Raw genomic sequence first — 16,460 nt, 5'->3', positions numbered from 1 at the left:
AAGATCAGTCGCTTTCGCCCCCGGCCGGCGGGCTTCGCACTGCATCATCGCGCTCCTTCCGAAGCCAGCGCAGTTCGGCCCGGTGAAGTTCGCGTTCCTCGCGTTCCAGCGTCGCCAGATCCTGCGACAGCACCCGCTGCAACGCGACCAGCACGGCGGCCAACAGGATGGCGAACGGCAACGCCGCGACGATGACGACCGCCTGCAACGCGTTGAGTCCGCCCGCGGCGAGCAGCGCGATCGCGATCGCCGCCTGCATCACGCCCCACACCATGCGGCGCGATATCGGCGGATCCTCGGGGCTGTCGCTCGACATGCTGGCGAGCACCAGCGTCGCCGAGTCGGCGGAGGTGACGAAGAAGGTGAGCAGCAGCACGATCGCGCACCACGCCAGCAGGCTCGCCAGCGGAAGGTGCGTGGTCATCGCGAACAGCACGTGCTCGTAGCCTTCCGCGAGTGCGGGCAGCAGGTCGATTCCGCCGAACATCTGCTGGAACAGCGCCGTTCCGCCGAACGCGGAGAACCAGATGAAGCTCACCAGCGCGGGGCCGAACACCACCCCGAAGACGAACTCGCGCACCGTGCGGCCGTAGGAAATGCGCGCGAAGAACGCGCCCACGAACGGTGCCCACGCGATCCACCAGGCCCAGTAGAAGATCGTCCATTCGCCGACCCACGAGGTCTGCGAGAACGGCGTCATGCGCAGGCTCATCGCCGGAAGCTGGTTGAGGTAACCGCCGAGCGTGGTGGTGAAGGTCTCGAAGATGAAGGCGGTGGGTCCGAGCGCGATCACCAGCACCAGCAGGATCGCCGCCGCGACGATGTTGAAGTTCGACAACCACTTGATGCCGCGATCCAGCCCGGAAAGGCTGGAGGCCATGTAGAGCACGAAGGCGACGGCGATCACCACCACCTGCGTGGCGAATGTCGCGGGAACATGCGCGACCTGTTCAAGGCCCGCGCTGATCTGCGCGGCGCCGAGGCCCAGCGTGGTCGCGACGCCGACCGCGGTCGCCACCACGGCGAGCACGTCCACCAGGTGGCCGATCGTGCCGTGCACGTGGCGCCCGATGAGCGGTTCGAGCAGATCGCTGATCTGCCCGCGCGATCCGCGGTTGTACTGCGCCCACGCCATCGCCAGGCCCATGAGCGCGTAGATCGCCCACGGATGCAGTCCCCAGTGGAAGAACGCGTAGCGCAGCGATGCGCGCGCGGCGGCGGGACTTGCGGGGCTCAGTCCTTCCGGAGGCTGCACGTAGTGCGAGAGCGGTTCGGCGGCGCCCCAGAACACCAGGCCGATGCCCATGCCCGCCGAGAACAACATCGCGAACCACGAGCCGCGCGAGAACTGCGGCTCGGCATCGCTTCCGCCGATGCGCAGCTGGCCGATGCGGCTGAAGGCGAGGTAGCCGAGGAAGGCCAGCACGCAGAACACGATGACCAGGTACAACCAGCCGGCACCGCCGAGCGTCGCGGCCTGCACGCGCTGGCTCCACTGGCCGAACGCTTCGGGCATCAGCACGCCGATCAGCACGAGCACGGCAAGGATGCCGATGGAAAGTCGGAAGACCATGGAAGACTCCGGCAGCGGTCCCGGCGAAAGTGTAGTCAGCCGGCGACGACGGGCGCGTCAAGCGCGATGTTCGAGCTGGCAGCCGGCGGAAGCGGCGTGGACCCAGCGTCGCGATGTATGCGGGAGATGGATGCTACGTGACGCGATCATGAAATGCAGCGTTTGCGATGAATCGCACGCGGATGCCGACATGATGCGCAAGACCGCGCGCCACTTCGCGCGCGTTCTAACGTTCATCACCCGATCGCTGGTATATGCGCACGTGAGCGACATGGAGCCGGCGACGCATGAAAATCCCGAAGAAGAAGGACTTTCCGCTGGACCAGATCCGCCGCTATCTCGAACCCGGCCCGATCGTGCTGGTGAGTTCGCGATGGAAGGAGCGCACCAACATCATGACGATGGGATGGCACATGATGCTGGAGTTCTCGCCGGCGCTGTTCGCGTGCTACATCTGGGACGGGAACTACAGTCACGACCTGATCCGCCGCAGCGGCGAATGCGTGATCAACCTGCCGACCGCCGACATGGTCGACACCGTGGTCGGCATCGGCAACTGCAGCGGTGCCGAGGGCATCGACAAGTTCGCCGCGTTCGGCCTGAGCGCAAAACCCGCGCGTCATGTCGGCGCGCCGCTGATCGCGCAGTGCCATGCGAACTTCGAATGCAGGCTGGCCGACAAGCGACGGGCCGGGCCGCATGGCATGTTCATCTGGGAAGTGGTGAAGGCGCACGTCGCGCCGACGCCGAAACGCCCGCGCACGCTGCATTACCGCGGGCAGGGCGAGTTCATGGTGTCTGGCACGCATATCTCGCGGCGTGGCCGGTTCAAGCCGCAGAACCTGTAGGCGCCATCGTCACAACGAAGCATCCGCGTCCGGCCGACGAGCGGACGGCCGTTGTCCGTGTGGGCTGGCGTTCGGGAGAAGAGGCACCCTCCCGCCCCCCAAGGGAGTACACGGATGTCCACGATTCGTCGCATCGGTCTGGCCGATTTCGAGCGACTGCTGGCCCAGTGGGAGCCACGCCGCCAGATCACGGAATTCCACCTGCACTGCACCGATCGCCCACGCCGCGCGGATTTCCGCGGCCAGGCGACGATCGAGGCGATGCGCGCGTTCCACATGGGCAAGGGCTGGAGCGACATCGCCCAGCACCTGACGGTCGATCCGGCCGGCGGCCTGTGGACCGGCCGGTCGTGGGATTCGCCGCCTGCCAGCGCCGTCGGCCACAACGGCACCTCGAGGAAAGGGCCGTTCATGATCGAAGTGGTCGGCAACTTCGACAAGGGAAAGGACCCGCTCGACGGCGACCAGCGGAACGCGGTGATCGGCGTGATCGTGGCGGTGCTGCGCAGGTTCGGTCTGGACGAAAAGGCGCTGCGTTTCCACCGCGATTTCACGACGGCGAAGACGTGTCCCGGCTCATCGTTGGACAAGGCGAAGATGCAGGCCGAGATCGCCACGATACTGGCGGCAGGAGGGCAGGGCGCCGAAGGTGTCGAGCGACGGCCCGAATCCGACGCGGTACTCGACACAGGCGAGGTGCGCGGCTGGTTCGACAGGCAGGGAGCGCGCGGAGTCAACGGCCTGGTCGATGACGCCAACGCCATCGAGGATCCCGACTCGGTCGAAGTGCCCGAATCGGACTGGGCGCTGGAGGAACAGGAGGCGCTCGCGGCGCGGCTCGATCTCGGCCCCGGTGTCGAGGGCGCGCGGCGCGCGCCGATGCCCGCCGACGCGCTGTTGCGCCGCCATACGATCAATCTGTCGAAGGGCGTGCTGTCGGCGAAAGGCGACATCGACAGCGTGCAGGTGACGCCCAGGATGATCGCCGAGCGCCATCTGGTCGATTACCTGGAGAGCCGCCGCCAACTCAAGCGTCCCGCGCACGTGGTGTTCTACGCACACGGCGGCCTGGTCGACGAGGCCAGCGCCATCTGTTACGCCAACACCGTGCTGCCGTGGTGGCTCAGGAACGGTGTGTTCCCGATCTTCTTCATCTGGGAATCCGGGTTCTTCGAAACGCTGCGCACGACGCCACGCGGCGCGCGCGAGTTCACCGACTTCACCGATTGGCTGCTCGAAGGCATCACCCAACCCGTCGCGCGTCGCGTCTGGGCCGAGATGAAGGAGGACGCGGGCAATGCGTCCCTGTCCGTGATCCGGGAGCAACAGGGTCGCGCCGGTGGTGCGTGGCAACTCGCGCAGGTGCTGGCACCGGTGCTCGCGAAGTATCCCGAGGTGCAGCTGCATGCGGTTGGCCACAGCACCGGCCCGATCCTTCTTTCGAAGTTCCTGCCGCTGCTCACGGACAAGGGCTTCGTCATCAGCACGCTCAGCTACCTGGCGCCGGCGATACGCACCGACCGTTTCCTGGCGGACGTCGAACCGCTGATCGGCACAGGCAAACCGATCCGCGAGCTGTGCATGTACACGATGAACGACGAGGCCGAACGCGACGACAATTGCGCGAAGATCTACCGCAAGTCGCTGCTGTACTTCGTCCGGGAAGCATGCGGCGACCGTCGCGTGCTCGGCTTGCAGAAGGATCTGTACGACGACGCGGAGCTGCGCAAGCTGTTCAACCTCAAGCCGAAGGACGATGGCCGGATCAGGTCCAGCAACCCGCCCGTCACGGTCGAATTCTCGCCTCCGCGCGGCTCCCGGCTGATGAACAAGCGGACCGGCGCGCTCCAGCACGGGGGTTTCGACAACGATGCGCAGACGATGGTCTCGGTGCTCGCGCGCGTGCTCGGCGTATCGCCCGAGCCCACCAGCAGCGCGATGCAGTTCCCGCCGGCGTCGGCGTTCAAGGCATGCGGATTGGGTGAGTCGACGCGCGCCGCGCCGATCGCGCCGGCAAGCGACGGCGATTACGACGGCTGCTGTCCGTGTTGCCGACGGGCCCTGGGGCGCGAAAGCAGCGGCGGTATCGACGAATACGGCCGCGATGGCTTCGGCGACGACGCGGAATCCGGCGCCGGGATGGAGCCCGACGAGGAGCCCTCCGGTAGCGCCTCGCCGCCACCGCCGACCGGCGGCGGCAGGCGTCGTATCGCGGTCTGCATCGGCATCGACCAGTACGCCGACCAGCCGTTGCAGGGCTGCGTCAACGACAGCAATCGCTGGGCGCAGGCACTCACCGGTTGCGGTTTCACGGTGCGTCCGCTGCGTGACGATCAGGCCACGCGCCAGGCGATGTACGACGCGTTGAAGCGCCTGGTCGATGAAGCGCGCAGCGGCGACGAACTGGTGTTCCAGTACTCCGGCCACGGCGCACAGCTTCCGGACGTGAGCGGCGACGAGGACGAGAAGTTCGACGAAGCGTTCGTACCGTTCGACTACCGCGCGGGACAGATGCTCATCGACGACGACGTGCGCGGCATCACCCGCGCGTTGCCCGAAGGCGCCACCCTGACGCTGTTCATGGACTGCTGCCATTCCGGCACGATCAGTCGTGCGCGTGCACGCGCCGCGAGCGATGGAACGAGACCGCGCCTCATGCGCTTCGACGATGAGACGGTGAACCGCTACATGGAGGTGCGCGGCGCGTCCAAACGGAGCGCACGACGCGGCGGCAACGCTTCGGCCAGCCCGGCGTCGGCAAGCCCGAGACGCGGCGTCGCGCACTTCGCCGCCTGCCGGGACAGCGAATACGCCTGGGAAAGCAGTGGCGAAGGGGACTTCACGCGCGCGGCGATGGCGGTCTTCGAAACGGCGGTGCGCGAGGGCTGGAGCAACCAGACGTTCATCGACGCGGTGATCGGCGAACTCGGGTCGCCCGCGCGCCAGCATCCGCGACTGTGGAATCCCGAGCCCGGACTCGGCAAGCGCACGCTGCTGGGCGGTCGATGAGCGCGAAAGCGCCGGCAGCGTGGGACTTCGAACTCCGCGACGACCTCGGGGGCATCCATCGTGCGCGCCTGCCATCGCCGGCTGCGGACATGCCGACGCGCCGTCGCCTGCGCGCGTTCTCGCACGATCCCAGCCGTAGCCGCTACGAAGGAGCGCACATCACCCTGTCGATTCCATACGAGCCGTTGAAACCCGGACCGGCCGGGGCGGTGTTCATCGTCGAGGACATCGATGAGAGGACCGGCAACGTGGCGACGCCCGTCGACCTCGAACAGCACAAACTGCTGATGGAAGACGGCCTTCCACCGAGCAGCAGCAATCATCAGTTCATGCAGCAGATGGTGTACGCCGTCGGCATGGAGACCTACGAGCGCTTCCGCTTCGCGCTCGGGCGCGACCCGGGCTTCGGGCCCATCGGCGTTGGCGGAGTGGAGAGCGGGGCCGAGGGAAGGTTGCGCATCCATCCGCGCTTCATGCACGAGGACAACGCGTACTACGATCGCGAGCTCGGCGCGCTGTGCTTCGGTTACGAACGCGCCGCCGAATTCGCGCAGTACCGTAACCAGCCGGGCAGCAACGTGTACATTGCGTTGTCGCGCGACATCGTCGCGCACGAAACCAGCCACGCGCTGCTCGATGGCCTGCGTCCGAACTTCCTGCGGCCGACGCATCGTGACGTCGCGGCGCTGCACGAAGGCTTCTCGGACCTGGTGGCGATCTTCCTCCGCTTCGCGCAGCCGGAGCTGGTGCGCGACGCGATCGAGGCCTCGCAGGGCGACGACCTGGATTCGGAGCTGCTGGTGCAGATCGGCCGCCAGTTCGGCTTCGACCTGATCGACGGACACAATCCGCTGCGCACGGCGATCCTGTCGCCTGGGCTCGAGGACACGGTGGTCGAGCGCAAGTACGGTTACGACGATCCAACGAAGGAGGAACACGACCTCGGCGCGGTGCTGGTGTCGGCCGTGTTCGAGGCCTTCCGGCGCATCTACCAGCGCAAGACCAGGAAATTGCGCGGCGTGCTCCAGCTGTATCGCGAACGCCTGCCGTCAGAAGCGGTGTATCTGCTGGCCGAGGAAGCCACGCAGCTCGCGCGGCGCTTCCTCAACATCGTGATCCGCGCCATCGACTACTGCCCGCCACTGCATTGCAGCTTCGGCGAATACCTGCGCGCGATCATCACCGCGGACACCGAGCTGGTGCCAGACGATCCGATCGGCTATCGCGAGGCGTTCGTCACGTCCTTCCGCCGATACCGCGTGACCGTGCCCGAAGTGCCGGACCTGGGCGAGGACAGCCTGTTGTGGTGCCCGCCTGAGACGGGGCGGATCGCCGTGCCGGAACTGGATTTCCGCCACCTCGGCCTGGTGTTCGCCGATGGCCTTTGCGATTGGCCGGTCGACGACGGAGGCCGTGCCGTAACGCGCGCCGCCACTGCATTCGGTAAAGCCATCTGCAGGTCGGATCGCGCCCGCGATTTCGGTCTCGTCGCGCCGAGTCGCAGCGTTCTGCCGCCGAAGATCGTCTCGCTGCGCACGGTGCGGCGCGTCGGCATCAGCGGCGAGGTGCGCTTCGACCTGGTATCGGAAGTCGTGCAGAAACGTCGCGTGCGCGAGGGCTGGTTCCTCGGCGGATCGACCGTCGTGGTTTCGTCCGATGGCGCGGTCCGTTACGCCGTTTCCAAGCACCTCGACAGCAAGCGCCGCCTCAAGGCCCAGCGCGATTACCTGCGCACGCAGGGACAGGATGTCCGCGATGCGGCGTGGGCGGAGCAATCGGTGGTGTCGGCGCGGCTGCAACGGAACATCCATCGTCGCCGCTGAGCAATGCAAGGAGCCAGCCACGGAGGCCTGCCATGCACGATTCCCGCGCCACAGCGGCGCGCAAGCGCAGCGTGATGCTCAAGGCCGGCGTGCGTTTCGCCGGCAAGGGCGAGGAGCGCGCGCGCACCGCCGCGCAACTCGCCAAGGGCGGGCCGCTTGACGCGGCCAGCCCCGCGCAGCTGAAGAACTTCATCAAACGCGAAACCACCAAGGCGAGGGCGATCATCCGCCCCGGCGGTCCCGGTCCCTTCCTTGAACGGCGCATCGGCGATGCGCTGGAGTGGGAACAGAACGCACCGACGCCCGAAGCCCGACGCGCCGGGCGGCCGGTCGCGCGCATCGTCGGCCTGGGCAACGATGGCCGCATCGTCGATGGCTATGCGACTGGATTCCTGATCGCGCCCGGCTTGCTGATGACCAACTGGCACGTCTTCGACAGCGCCGAGGACACGCGATCGTCCGGCGCGCAGTTCAACTTCGAGCTCGACGAGGTCGGCAACCCGCGCAGTACCGTGGTCTACGAATTCGATCCGGCGCGGTTCTTCTACAGCAGCGAAGCGCTGGACATCGCCATCGTGGCGCTTGCCGACCAGCCACGCATCGGCGCGGGCGCGCTGCGCGATTTCGGTGCGGTGTCGCTCATTCCCACGCTCGGCAAGATCCTGGTGGGGCAGGCGGTCAACATCATCCAGCACCCCGATGGACGGATGAAGCATTACGCGCTGCAGAAGAACACCGTGTACGTGGAGCCCGGGCCAGAAGACCTGTTCCTGATGTACACCACCGACACGCTGGAAGGGTCGTCCGGATCGCCGGCCTTCAACAAGGACTGGGAGCTGGTCGCCGTGCATCATGGCGGCGTGCCGCGCGTGGAGAACGGCGAGATCATGACGCTCCGTCGCACCGTATGGCGCGAGGGCATGCCGCACACCGACATCGAGTGGGTCGCCAATGAAGGCGCGCGCGTCAGCCAGATCCTGTCGCACCTGCACGGCGTGTCGCTCGGCAAGGCGGCGCACCAGGCGATCCTGGCGCAGGTGCTCGGCGCGGTACGCGAAGTCGCCGACGAATCCGCGGATCCGGCGCCGACTTCGATCCCGACGCCGAACATCCAGCCTTCCGGAGCGCCCGCGATGAACACCATCACCGTGCACGGCACGGCTCATTTCTACATGAGCGGCGCGCCGGCGACACCTGCGGCAGCGGCGTCGGCCGCGCCCGCTGCCGGCGGCGCGGTAGCGCTGGAGAAGAAACTTCGCTTCGATCCCGACTACGCCGGGCGCAAGGGCTACGACGAGCGGTTCCTGAGCGGTTTCCGCGTGCCCGCGCCGCAGGCGCCCGAGGACGAGATCTACGAAGGCCCGCGCAATCGCAAGTACCTGCGCTACCACCATTACACAGTGGTGATGCACAAGGATCGCCGGCTCGCGTTGTGGACGGCCGCGAACGTCGACTACGACCCGGCAAAGCGCCGCAAGTCGCGCGAAGGGTTCGGCGACGACGAGTGGAAGGCCGATCCGCGCATTCCGATCGAACAGCAGATCGAGGACCTCGAGTTCTACGAGCCGGCGAAGAAGTTCGATCGCGGCCATCTGGTCCGGCGCGACGATTCGGCGTGGGGCGAAACGGCGAAAGAGGAGGAGTTCGCCAACGCCGACACCTTCCATTGGACCAACTGCACGCCGCAGCACGAAGAGTTCAACCGCGACATGTTCCAGTACAACGGCCTGTGGGGCGGACTGGAGAACCACATCGCGAAGCAGGCGCGGAACGTCGGCAACCGGCTGATCGTCTTCGCCGGGCCGGTCCTCGCGCACGACGACCCGGCGCACGATTTCGGCTCCGGCATCGAAGTCACGATGCCCATTGCGTTCTGGAAGATCGTCGTGGTCGCCGAAGACGAGGGTAGCGGGAGGCGCCTGCGCGCGTACGGTTTCATCCTCGACCAGGGCGAGGCCATCGAGACGCACGGCCTGGAACGTCGCTTCCGCCCGGGCCGGTTCGTCGCGCATCAGGTGCCGCTGTCGGAGATCACGCAGCGCAGCAGGGTGACGTTTGCGGATGCCCTGCACGAAGCCGATCCGCTGACAGGTTCCACGACCGAAGGACGTCGGGTGTTGATGGCGCTGGATCAACTGGTTCTTCGATGATGCCTGCGGGTGCGTGCCCGTGGTGGTGTGAATGGCCTTCGCACCGCGTTTGGCAGACTATCCGCCTGTGTGACGCAACCCCGGTCGAGGCCAGACCATGACGACGCGACTGCAGGCAGGTGCGAGCGGCTATTCCTACAAGGAATGGAAAGGCAATTTCTATCCCGCGACCATCAAGCCGGACGGGATGCTGGCCTGGTACGCGCGGCACCTGCCGTCGGTGGAGATCAACAACACGTTCTACCAGATGCCGAAAGTGGCGACGCTCGAACACTGGGCGGAGACGACGCCGGACGATTTCAGTTTCGCGATCAAGGCGCCGCGCCGCATCACCCACGATGTGCGCCTGAAGGCCGATGCCGCGGCCGATCCGGTCGCCTATCTGTATCGCAACCTCGAAACGTTGCGGGACAAGCGCGGTCCGGTGCTGTTCCAGCTTCCGCCGTTCCTGAAGAAGGACGTGCCGCGGCTGGCCGACTTCCTGCACGTCCTGCCCGCCGATCACCGCGCCGCGTTCGAGTTCCGCAACGACAGCTGGTTCGACGACGAGGTCTTTGATGCGCTCAAGGCCGGCGGCGCGGCGTTGTGTCTGTCCGAGCGCGACGACGACGCGCCACCGCCGCTGGTCGAAACCGCGTCGTGGAGCTACGTGCGGCTGCGTCTTGAAACCTACTCGGAAGCCGACCTCGCGCGGTGGGCTGAACGACTTCTGGCAACCGCGTGGCAGCGCGTCCACGTCTACTTCATGCACGAGCCGACCGCGCCCGGGTACGCGCAGACGCTCATGCGCCTGTGCACGCGGTAGGGAAGGGGAGCATGTCGACGCAACCGCTTTCCATCGAAGTCGAAACGGGCGTGCGCGTGTCGGGCCTGCTGCAGGTGCCTGCGCACGCGCGGGCGTGTTACGTGCTGGCGCATGGTGCGGGCGCGGGCATGGCGCATCCGTTCATGGCGGCGGTGGCGGAGGGGCTGGCCGAGCGGGGCATCGCGAGCCTGCGATATCAGTTTCCCTACATGGAACAAGGCTCGCGACGGCCGGACACGCCGCGGCTCGCGCACGCGACGGTGCGCGCGGCAGTCGCGGAAGCCGCGCGACGACGGCCGGAGCTGCCGTTGTTCGCCGGCGGAAAATCCTTCGGTGGGCGCATGACTTCGCAGGCGCAGGCGCAATCGCCGCTGCCGGGCGTGCACGGGTTGGCGTTCCTCGGTTTCCCGTTGCATCCGCCGAAGAAGCCCTCCGACGAACGTGCCGCGCACCTGTCCGATATCGACGTGCCGATGCTGTTCCTGCAGGGCACGCGCGACGAGCTGGGGCAGATGGACCTGATGCAGGCGGTCGTGCAGCGACTCGGCGCTCGCGCCACGCTGCGGTGGTCCGAGCACGCGGATCATTCCTTCCATGTGCTGGTGCGCTCCGGTCGGAACGACGCGGAGGTCATGGAGGAGCTGCTTGGAACGATGGCGACGTGGATCGACGGCGTGCTGGATCGCTGAGCTTGGGACCGCTTGACCGGGGCGCAGGGCATTGCGCCCAATCGGCGCATCGTTTTCAGCTGGTGTGACGCCCACGTTCGGTGCGCCGCGCAATGCGAACCTGACTTGCGTTGCCCGTTCTGATCGCCATCCCATCCGTGACTCAATCGCCAGCTGTGTCCGCGCCCGCGCCTGGTTCCACTGCGCCGATCTCGGAAGGTTGGCCATAGAGGTAGCGGGCCGCCGCTTGCGCCATCCTCCCGGGATCATGTCCAACGCCGGGGACCACCACCAGCGTCCAGCGGGATGCGACGCCCATGCGCGTCGCGGCTTCCATGGCTTTCCCGTGGAAGTACTTGCCGCGTGCCAGTCGATGCAGGCCCTGCCGGTCCGGGGCCGGACCATGGACAAGATCGCCGCGTTTTTCGTTCGCGTCGTCAGAGCCACCGAGAAACACCACCAGGCGTCGCGCGAAAGCCTTCGCGAGCTGCGGAGGCTGGATCGGCGCGTCGGCCAGGCCGTAAGGAAAGCGTGCGTCGGCGTCGGGGACCGTGTACCAGCCCGAGTTGGATGCCAGGATGCGGTCGGCACGCGTGCCGTCGTCGGCGAACATCGCGAAGCGGTGCAGGAACTGGCCGCCGGCGGAATGACCGAACAGGTCGTAGCGCGGCGTCTTCAATCCCGTTGCACGCACCGCCTGGTCGAAGATGCGATCGATGTCGTCGATCAGCCATTGCCCGCGATCGGTCACGATCCGGTACCCGGCCAACGCCTGGGCGTCGGGGTCGATCACGACGTCGGCGATCATGCCCGCGAGGTTGTAGTTCCAGAATCGCGGATAGCGGCTTTCCGGGTAGTGCGGCGACAACACCAGCACACCGGAACGCTCGGCCGCTTCGATCCAGTGGTCGCGGTAATCCCAGGCGTTGCGCCCGGCCCCGGGCAGCACGATCAGCACGCGGGAATTCTCCTGCAGGCTGCGCGGACGGTGGTAGTAGACCGCGACTTCGCGCGATCCTCCGGGGCCGACGGACAACGAGAACGCTCCCGAACCGGCGCGCAACAGCGGCGGCGCGTCATCCGGCGGCGATGGCCGTTCGACCAGCTTCATGCCGCAGACAGGACACGTGCCGGGAGCATCGTGCGGCTTCGCATGCAGGAGATCGGCAACGTGGGGGCAGGGCGGACACACGTACGTCGAGCGCTCGACGCTTCCGGGCAAACGAAGCGGCCCCGCCGCCGGTGCCGACAGCGGAACGGCAAGTGCAACCAGAAGGCACAACGATCGCGCGATCATTCGAACGCCTCCGAGCCGGTGGAATCGACCGGGCCGTGCACCGGCGCACGTTCGGCGAACCTCGCCCGCCATTGCGATGGGCGCAATCCGGTTCGCCGGAGGAATGCGCGCGAGAATGCATCGATGTCGGCGTAACCGCAGCACGCCGCGATCTCGCCGATGGACTGGCGTCCGCACAGCAGCCGCTGCGCCTCCTGCACGCGAATCCGGGCGATGAGGTCGGTGACACTGCAGTCGTAGCGTTGCGCGATCCTGCGCTGCAGCTGGCGCGGACTGAGATGCGCGCGTTCGGCGAGTGCATCGAGCCTGAGATCGGCATCGGGGCGCGCGAGCATGCCGGACACCAGGTCGCCGATCCGGTCGCTCGTCCCGGATTGCAGCCGAAGCGGCTCGGAGTACTGGTCCTGCCCGCCGCTGCGCCGCATGTAGACCACCAGCTCGCGCGCGATGGCCAGTGCGGTGGCGTGGCCCAGGTCTTCCTCCACCAGGGACAGGCACAGATCGATGCCGGCGGTGATGCCGGCCGAGCTGGCCAGACCGTTGTCCTGGAGGAAGAGGGCACGTGCATCCACCTCCACGTCCGGGTGGCGGTGCGCGAGGTCGGTGGCGAAGCGCCAATGAGTCGCGATGCGGCGGCCCTTCGCCAACCCCGATTCGGCGACCGCGTATGCGCCGGTACAGACCGAGACGATGCGTCGGCATCGCGGCCGTGCACGTGCGAGCGTCCTGGCGACCTGCGCCAGCACCTGTGGCCGCCGAAGGCCGGACCCACCGGGCACCAGCAACGTGTCCACGGTCGGACGTCGCGGAAGCGGGGCATCGGGCACGAGCGTGACACCCGCCTCCGACCGTACCGGCGCCGTTCCTCCGACACCGTACGTGCGCAGCCTGTACGCCACCGCGGGCGCCACGACCGAGTTCGCGGTCGCGAACACTTCCATCGGCCCCGCCACGTCCATCAGCGTGACGCCGTCGAAGAGGATGAGGCCCACGGATCGCGGCCGGGACGGGGAACGTGTGCGGCGCATGCGGCGCAGGATAGCGCGATGGGGTACGTCGCATGCGACGCGAATCCGGCCGATCGCGCCATCGGGGAACCCATGCATGAGCGCGCAACCGGATCGCCGGGAGCTGCACGTCCGGGAAGCCGGCGCCCCCGACGCGAGTCCGGGTGCATTGCACGGCGCCCTCTTAATGGCTCCATGCATCGCGTTCACCCGCAACCGCCTACTGTGTGTTCGCACCGACTGGCGCTCATGCGGCAGTCCGGATCCCGGAGCGCCTCGTGCACCTCCCGCACGAGACGGCCAATGCACATCCTCGTCTACAGCGCCGCGGCCAGCTACTGGCTGATCGACGGCAATGCGCGTTCGCGACCGCCCGACTTCAGCCCGCCGGCCGAGCTGGTGTTCAGCATCTCGGACGAGAACCTGCCGCGATCCATCGCGCAGATGCTGGAAAGCGCGATCGGCGAGACGGGAATGCTCGAGCTGCGCGAATGCTGGGCCGATTACGTCTTCCACGAATGTTCCGGATGGCGACGCCACAAACGAAGCACCACCTCGGCGCTCATCGGCTGATGCAAGGACCCGCCATGTCCAGCACTCGCCCACGCGGCGGCAACTACTACGTTCTTCCTGCCCGGGGGCTGTCCCTGGTCGATCGGGATGCCGCGCGTGCGAGGCTCGCCGCCGACATGGCCGCTTTCGACCGGGCGGGAGGTCGCATCGAGGTCCTGGGCACGACGCCACTTCGCAGGCGGGAACGACCTCTCCAGCCGAAAACTGCCTGATTCGTCCGTCCACGGCGGGGCCGACGCATGTCGACGGACACGCTCATCGAGATCACGCTCATCGAGACGCCGTACGCGAATCTGGTCGCCATGTTCGTGTGGCTGAGCCGCGATCGCACGCGCAGGCCGGGCGATCCCTAGTCCACCGCGCTTGCGTGCGCGTGGTCAGTCGTTCCCGGAGAAACGTCGAATCGCATCCTCGAAGCGATCGAGCGTCGATCGCAGCCCGATCATCGAGATCGCCAGGTCTTCGCGAAGCCGCCGGCTTTCCGCGACGACCGCTTCGTATCTGTCGGATTCGTCCGGACGAACATCGTCCGGCCGTTCAGGCGAATTGTGCATGACATGGACCCGTGCATGAGCTGCACGGAGGCCCGATGACGACAGCGCCATGTAATCGCTGCTGTGCAGGCGCAGGTATACCGCATCGGTCGTGACCATGGCGCGAGTGCCTGCACGTATCGCGTCGCGCCCGGAAGATCACGCGATCGGGCGGCCTCCGCGCCACCGCACGCATTCAAGCGTCCGGCGCGAGCCTTCCGAACGGCAATGAGGAAGCCTCGCGCACCGAGACCTCCGCATCGTCACCTCAGGGCGTCATCATCGGTGCGCCGCCGCCGATGCCTGGCGGCGAGAAGGCATAGCGCGGCCATGGCGTCGGTTCTTCCGGCTACAGGTACTTTTTCCACCCATCCTTCTTGCGACGCCCGGCGCGCCGCGCGCGTTCGCGCTGCGCATCTTCGGGTGACGGCCCGTCCCGGAGCGCGGGACAAGATCGCCGAACGGGTGCGACGCCGGATGAGTGACCGTGCCCGGGTTTGTCGTCAAGGTCGTCGCGCGTCATGGCGGCACCGTGCGCTTGGGTCGTCTCACCGGCTGAAAACGTCGCAAGTGTGGGCGCAGCCCAGGGATAACCGCTATTGAGGGCCAACAGCCCTTCCGCCAAGTCGGCTTTTGGTACCCTCGTCGCAGTCCATAGGGGGACGGATGGAGCAATGCGACAGGGAATCGTGCTGTTTGCCGCGCTAATCGCCGGCAGCGCTTCGGCGCAGGTTGTCAATAGGTGCGTGGGCAAGGGTGGGGCGGTGCACTTTTACAGCGGGCCATGCCCGGCCGGCTACGCGCAGACCCGCAGCTGGGATGCGACGCCGGAGGCGCCGCCCAGCAATGATGAGCTTTGGCGGCGCTACCACCAGCGCAAGCAGGCCGAGGCGGACTCGCGTTACCTCTCTCAACTCGCGGGCACCAGCCGGGGTGGCGGTGCCGCTGGTCATCGCGTTCGCCAGGACGGCGCGCGGAATCCGTCCGCATGTGATGCCGCGAAGGCGTCGCGTGAACGAACGCTGGAGGCAGTCGGGATTCGCCGCACCTACGAGTTGTTGCAGCAACTCGATAATCGCGTTCGGGAGGCTTGCAAATGACGGCCCCAATCTTCTGTCCCGATTCGCTCGACTTTGGAACGGTATCGGATTGGGCCTCGGTGCTTTGCACTGTCGCAGCTGCGGCAATCGCCGTCTTGGGCTCATTCAAACTCTGGAATAACCAGCTTAAGAAGCGGTCGGACTCGTTGGAGGCTACTGCGGTGGCAATCTTCCGCAATGTCTACGATCGACTGATTGAGTTCGAGGCATTCACCAACTTCGACGAATGGCGGCGTTACGCCGGCAACGTGAATAGTGGGCTCATTGCTACGGATGAGGCCGCATGGAAAGCGCATAAGGAAGCCGTCCTTTCAGCGATCAGTGCCCACTTGGTGTCATTAGATCTGGCGTTGAAGAACTTCGAAGCGATACAGGGCAACCTCTACGACGTCAGCCGGGAGCGCATTGAGACGATGCTTCGCCTGCACGGGTTCATAGGCGGTGCCCCTTCACAGATTCGACGGATTCAGAGCTTTTGGGCGGAAGCTGACTGCGGAATGGGCCCCGTCGTTCTCCCCGAGGAGTTCCGTTATGTGTTGTCTCGCGGGATTGCCGGCGGGGCCTATTTTTTGAACAAGCTGGATTGTGCAGGCCGCAAGCGAGCACAGGATTTTGAGCCCATCGAGGATGAGCTTCGTAGATTGCATCGCGAGCATGGATGAGCGCAGGCGAGTTACGAACCGACGTTGCCGTGATGACGTACTTCTGCCAGCTCAACGATAACGACCTTCACAAGCTGCTGACGAGATGCCGTTTGACGCCCATTCTCAGCTGCGCGTCGGCTCGCGTAACCCTAGAGCCGAAGCTCCATCTTGTCCCGCCACATCAGCCCGCGCAGGCGTTCGACGGTCATGCGCTGGCCGTCCTCAGAAACGAGATGGCGGCCTCGCAGCCGCCATCCGTACCATTCGTCTTCGAAATCGATGTTCAAGCAAGCGCTCCCGGGGGAATGAGGCGTTTGCCAGCGATATCGGCGGGATGTGACCGCTGCATAGTCAGAAAAGCCCGCATCGCCATTGTCGGTGTTCCTGATTGATGTCGCGGGGAAAAACCAATGGGAATCAAAGGCTTGTG

At 66.5% G+C, this 16,460-nt stretch carries 14 protein-coding genes; 9 read left to right on the top strand and 5 right to left on the bottom strand.

From position 1 onward, the window contains the following. Window positions 1-4: 4 nt before the first annotated feature. Window positions 5-1,573, bottom strand: coding sequence for a BCCT family transporter (locus tag I4U41_RS07900; RefSeq protein ID WP_206860609.1), 1,569 nt, complete (start codon window positions 1,571-1,573; stop codon window positions 5-7). A gap of 287 nt (window positions 1,574-1,860) precedes the next feature. Here I4U41_RS07900 and I4U41_RS07895 point away from each other — a divergent pair, with 287 nt between their 5' ends. The 6 genes from I4U41_RS07895 to I4U41_RS07870 all read left to right on the top strand — a co-directional run bounded on the left by I4U41_RS07895 (window position 1,861) and on the right by I4U41_RS07870 (window position 10,897). Then, window positions 1,861-2,421: a flavin reductase family protein gene (locus tag I4U41_RS07895; protein ID WP_206860608.1), complete on the top strand. Its 561-nt coding sequence runs from the start codon at window positions 1,861-1,863 to the stop codon at window positions 2,419-2,421. Window positions 2,422-2,535: 114 nt separating this feature from the next. Further along, a complete protein-coding gene (locus I4U41_RS07890) occupies window positions 2,536-5,430 on the top strand; it encodes a caspase family protein (protein WP_206860607.1) in 2,895 nt (964 codons plus the stop codon). 89 nt (window positions 5,431-5,519) lie between these two features. After that, on the top strand, window positions 5,520-7,253 hold the full coding sequence (locus I4U41_RS07885; protein WP_206860606.1) for a gluzincin family metallopeptidase: 1,734 nt from the start codon (window positions 5,520-5,522) through the stop codon (window positions 7,251-7,253). Window positions 7,254-7,285: 32 nt separating this feature from the next. After that, a complete protein-coding gene (locus tag I4U41_RS07880; RefSeq protein ID WP_206860605.1) occupies window positions 7,286-9,403 on the top strand; it encodes a DNA/RNA non-specific endonuclease in 2,118 nt (705 codons plus the stop codon). Window positions 9,404-9,500: 97 nt separating this feature from the next. Continuing rightward, window positions 9,501-10,208, top strand: coding sequence for a DUF72 domain-containing protein (locus I4U41_RS07875; protein WP_206860604.1), 708 nt, complete (start codon window positions 9,501-9,503; stop codon window positions 10,206-10,208). A gap of 11 nt (window positions 10,209-10,219) precedes the next feature. Continuing rightward, the gene (locus I4U41_RS07870; protein ID WP_206860603.1) at window positions 10,220-10,897 is read left to right on the top strand and encodes an alpha/beta hydrolase family protein; all 678 of its coding nucleotides are present in this window, start codon (window positions 10,220-10,222) and stop codon (window positions 10,895-10,897) included. A gap of 142 nt (window positions 10,898-11,039) precedes the next feature. Here the strand turns inward: I4U41_RS07870 and I4U41_RS07865 are convergent, their stop codons facing one another. Together I4U41_RS07865 and I4U41_RS07860 are read right to left on the bottom strand one after the other, a co-directional pair. After that, entirely contained in the window at window positions 11,040-12,173 is a 1,134-nt protein-coding gene (locus I4U41_RS07865; RefSeq protein ID WP_206860602.1) for a heavy metal-binding domain-containing protein, read from the bottom strand. After that, entirely contained in the window at window positions 12,170-13,165 is a 996-nt protein-coding gene (locus I4U41_RS07860) for a GlxA family transcriptional regulator (RefSeq protein ID WP_206860601.1), read from the bottom strand. The genes I4U41_RS07865 and I4U41_RS07860 overlap by 4 nt, the downstream gene beginning before the upstream one ends. 318 nt (window positions 13,166-13,483) lie before the next feature. Between I4U41_RS07860 and I4U41_RS07855 the strand changes: the two genes are divergently transcribed. Then, the gene (locus I4U41_RS07855) at window positions 13,484-13,753 is read left to right on the top strand and encodes a hypothetical protein (protein ID WP_206860600.1); all 270 of its coding nucleotides are present in this window, start codon (window positions 13,484-13,486) and stop codon (window positions 13,751-13,753) included. 377 nt (window positions 13,754-14,130) lie between these two features. Here the strand turns inward: I4U41_RS07855 and I4U41_RS07850 are convergent, their stop codons facing one another. Then, window positions 14,131-14,406: a hypothetical protein gene (locus I4U41_RS07850; protein ID WP_206860599.1), complete on the bottom strand. Its 276-nt coding sequence runs from the start codon at window positions 14,404-14,406 to the stop codon at window positions 14,131-14,133. Window positions 14,407-14,960: 554 nt separating this feature from the next. Between I4U41_RS07850 and I4U41_RS07845 the strand changes: the two genes are divergently transcribed. Continuing rightward, a complete protein-coding gene (locus I4U41_RS07845) occupies window positions 14,961-15,386 on the top strand; it encodes a DUF4124 domain-containing protein (RefSeq protein ID WP_206860598.1) in 426 nt (141 codons plus the stop codon). Beyond that, a complete protein-coding gene (locus I4U41_RS07840) occupies window positions 15,383-16,048 on the top strand; it encodes a hypothetical protein (RefSeq protein WP_206860597.1) in 666 nt (221 codons plus the stop codon). Before I4U41_RS07845 ends, I4U41_RS07840 begins: the two co-directional genes overlap by 4 nt. Before the next feature lie 131 nt (window positions 16,049-16,179). Here the strand turns inward: I4U41_RS07840 and I4U41_RS07835 are convergent, their stop codons facing one another. Next, window positions 16,180-16,317: a DUF3653 domain-containing protein gene (locus I4U41_RS07835; protein ID WP_206860596.1), complete on the bottom strand. Its 138-nt coding sequence runs from the start codon at window positions 16,315-16,317 to the stop codon at window positions 16,180-16,182. Window positions 16,318-16,460: the final 143 nt, after the last annotated feature.

This window comes from Lysobacter changpingensis, from assembly GCF_017308985.1.
Classification (GTDB): domain Bacteria; phylum Pseudomonadota; class Gammaproteobacteria; order Xanthomonadales; family Xanthomonadaceae; genus Lysobacter_J; species Lysobacter_J changpingensis.
Note: the sequence above shows the minus strand (reverse complement) of the source record. Positions and strands in the feature narration are given on the sequence as shown.

Coding starts and splice junctions, on each gene's coding strand:
- I4U41_RS07865 (WP_206860602.1), bottom strand. CDS start 12,173: ATGATCGCGCGATCGTTGTGCCTTCTGGTTGCACTTGCCGTTCCGCTG.
- I4U41_RS07900 (WP_206860609.1), bottom strand. CDS start 1,573: ATGGTCTTCCGACTTTCCATCGGCATCCTTGCCGTGCTCGTGCTGATC.
- I4U41_RS07875 (WP_206860604.1), top strand. CDS start 9,501: ATGACGACGCGACTGCAGGCAGGTGCGAGCGGCTATTCCTACAAGGAA.
- I4U41_RS07880 (WP_206860605.1), top strand. CDS start 7,286: ATGCACGATTCCCGCGCCACAGCGGCGCGCAAGCGCAGCGTGATGCTC.
- I4U41_RS07850 (WP_206860599.1), bottom strand. CDS start 14,406: ATGGTCACGACCGATGCGGTATACCTGCGCCTGCACAGCAGCGATTAC.
- I4U41_RS07890 (WP_206860607.1), top strand. CDS start 2,536: ATGTCCACGATTCGTCGCATCGGTCTGGCCGATTTCGAGCGACTGCTG.
- I4U41_RS07885 (WP_206860606.1), top strand. CDS start 5,520: ATGCCGACGCGCCGTCGCCTGCGCGCGTTCTCGCACGATCCCAGCCGT.
- I4U41_RS07845 (WP_206860598.1), top strand. CDS start 14,961: ATGCGACAGGGAATCGTGCTGTTTGCCGCGCTAATCGCCGGCAGCGCT.
- I4U41_RS07840 (WP_206860597.1), top strand. CDS start 15,383: ATGACGGCCCCAATCTTCTGTCCCGATTCGCTCGACTTTGGAACGGTA.
- I4U41_RS07895 (WP_206860608.1), top strand. CDS start 1,861: ATGAAAATCCCGAAGAAGAAGGACTTTCCGCTGGACCAGATCCGCCGC.
- I4U41_RS07855 (WP_206860600.1), top strand. CDS start 13,484: ATGCACATCCTCGTCTACAGCGCCGCGGCCAGCTACTGGCTGATCGAC.
- I4U41_RS07870 (WP_206860603.1), top strand. CDS start 10,220: ATGTCGACGCAACCGCTTTCCATCGAAGTCGAAACGGGCGTGCGCGTG.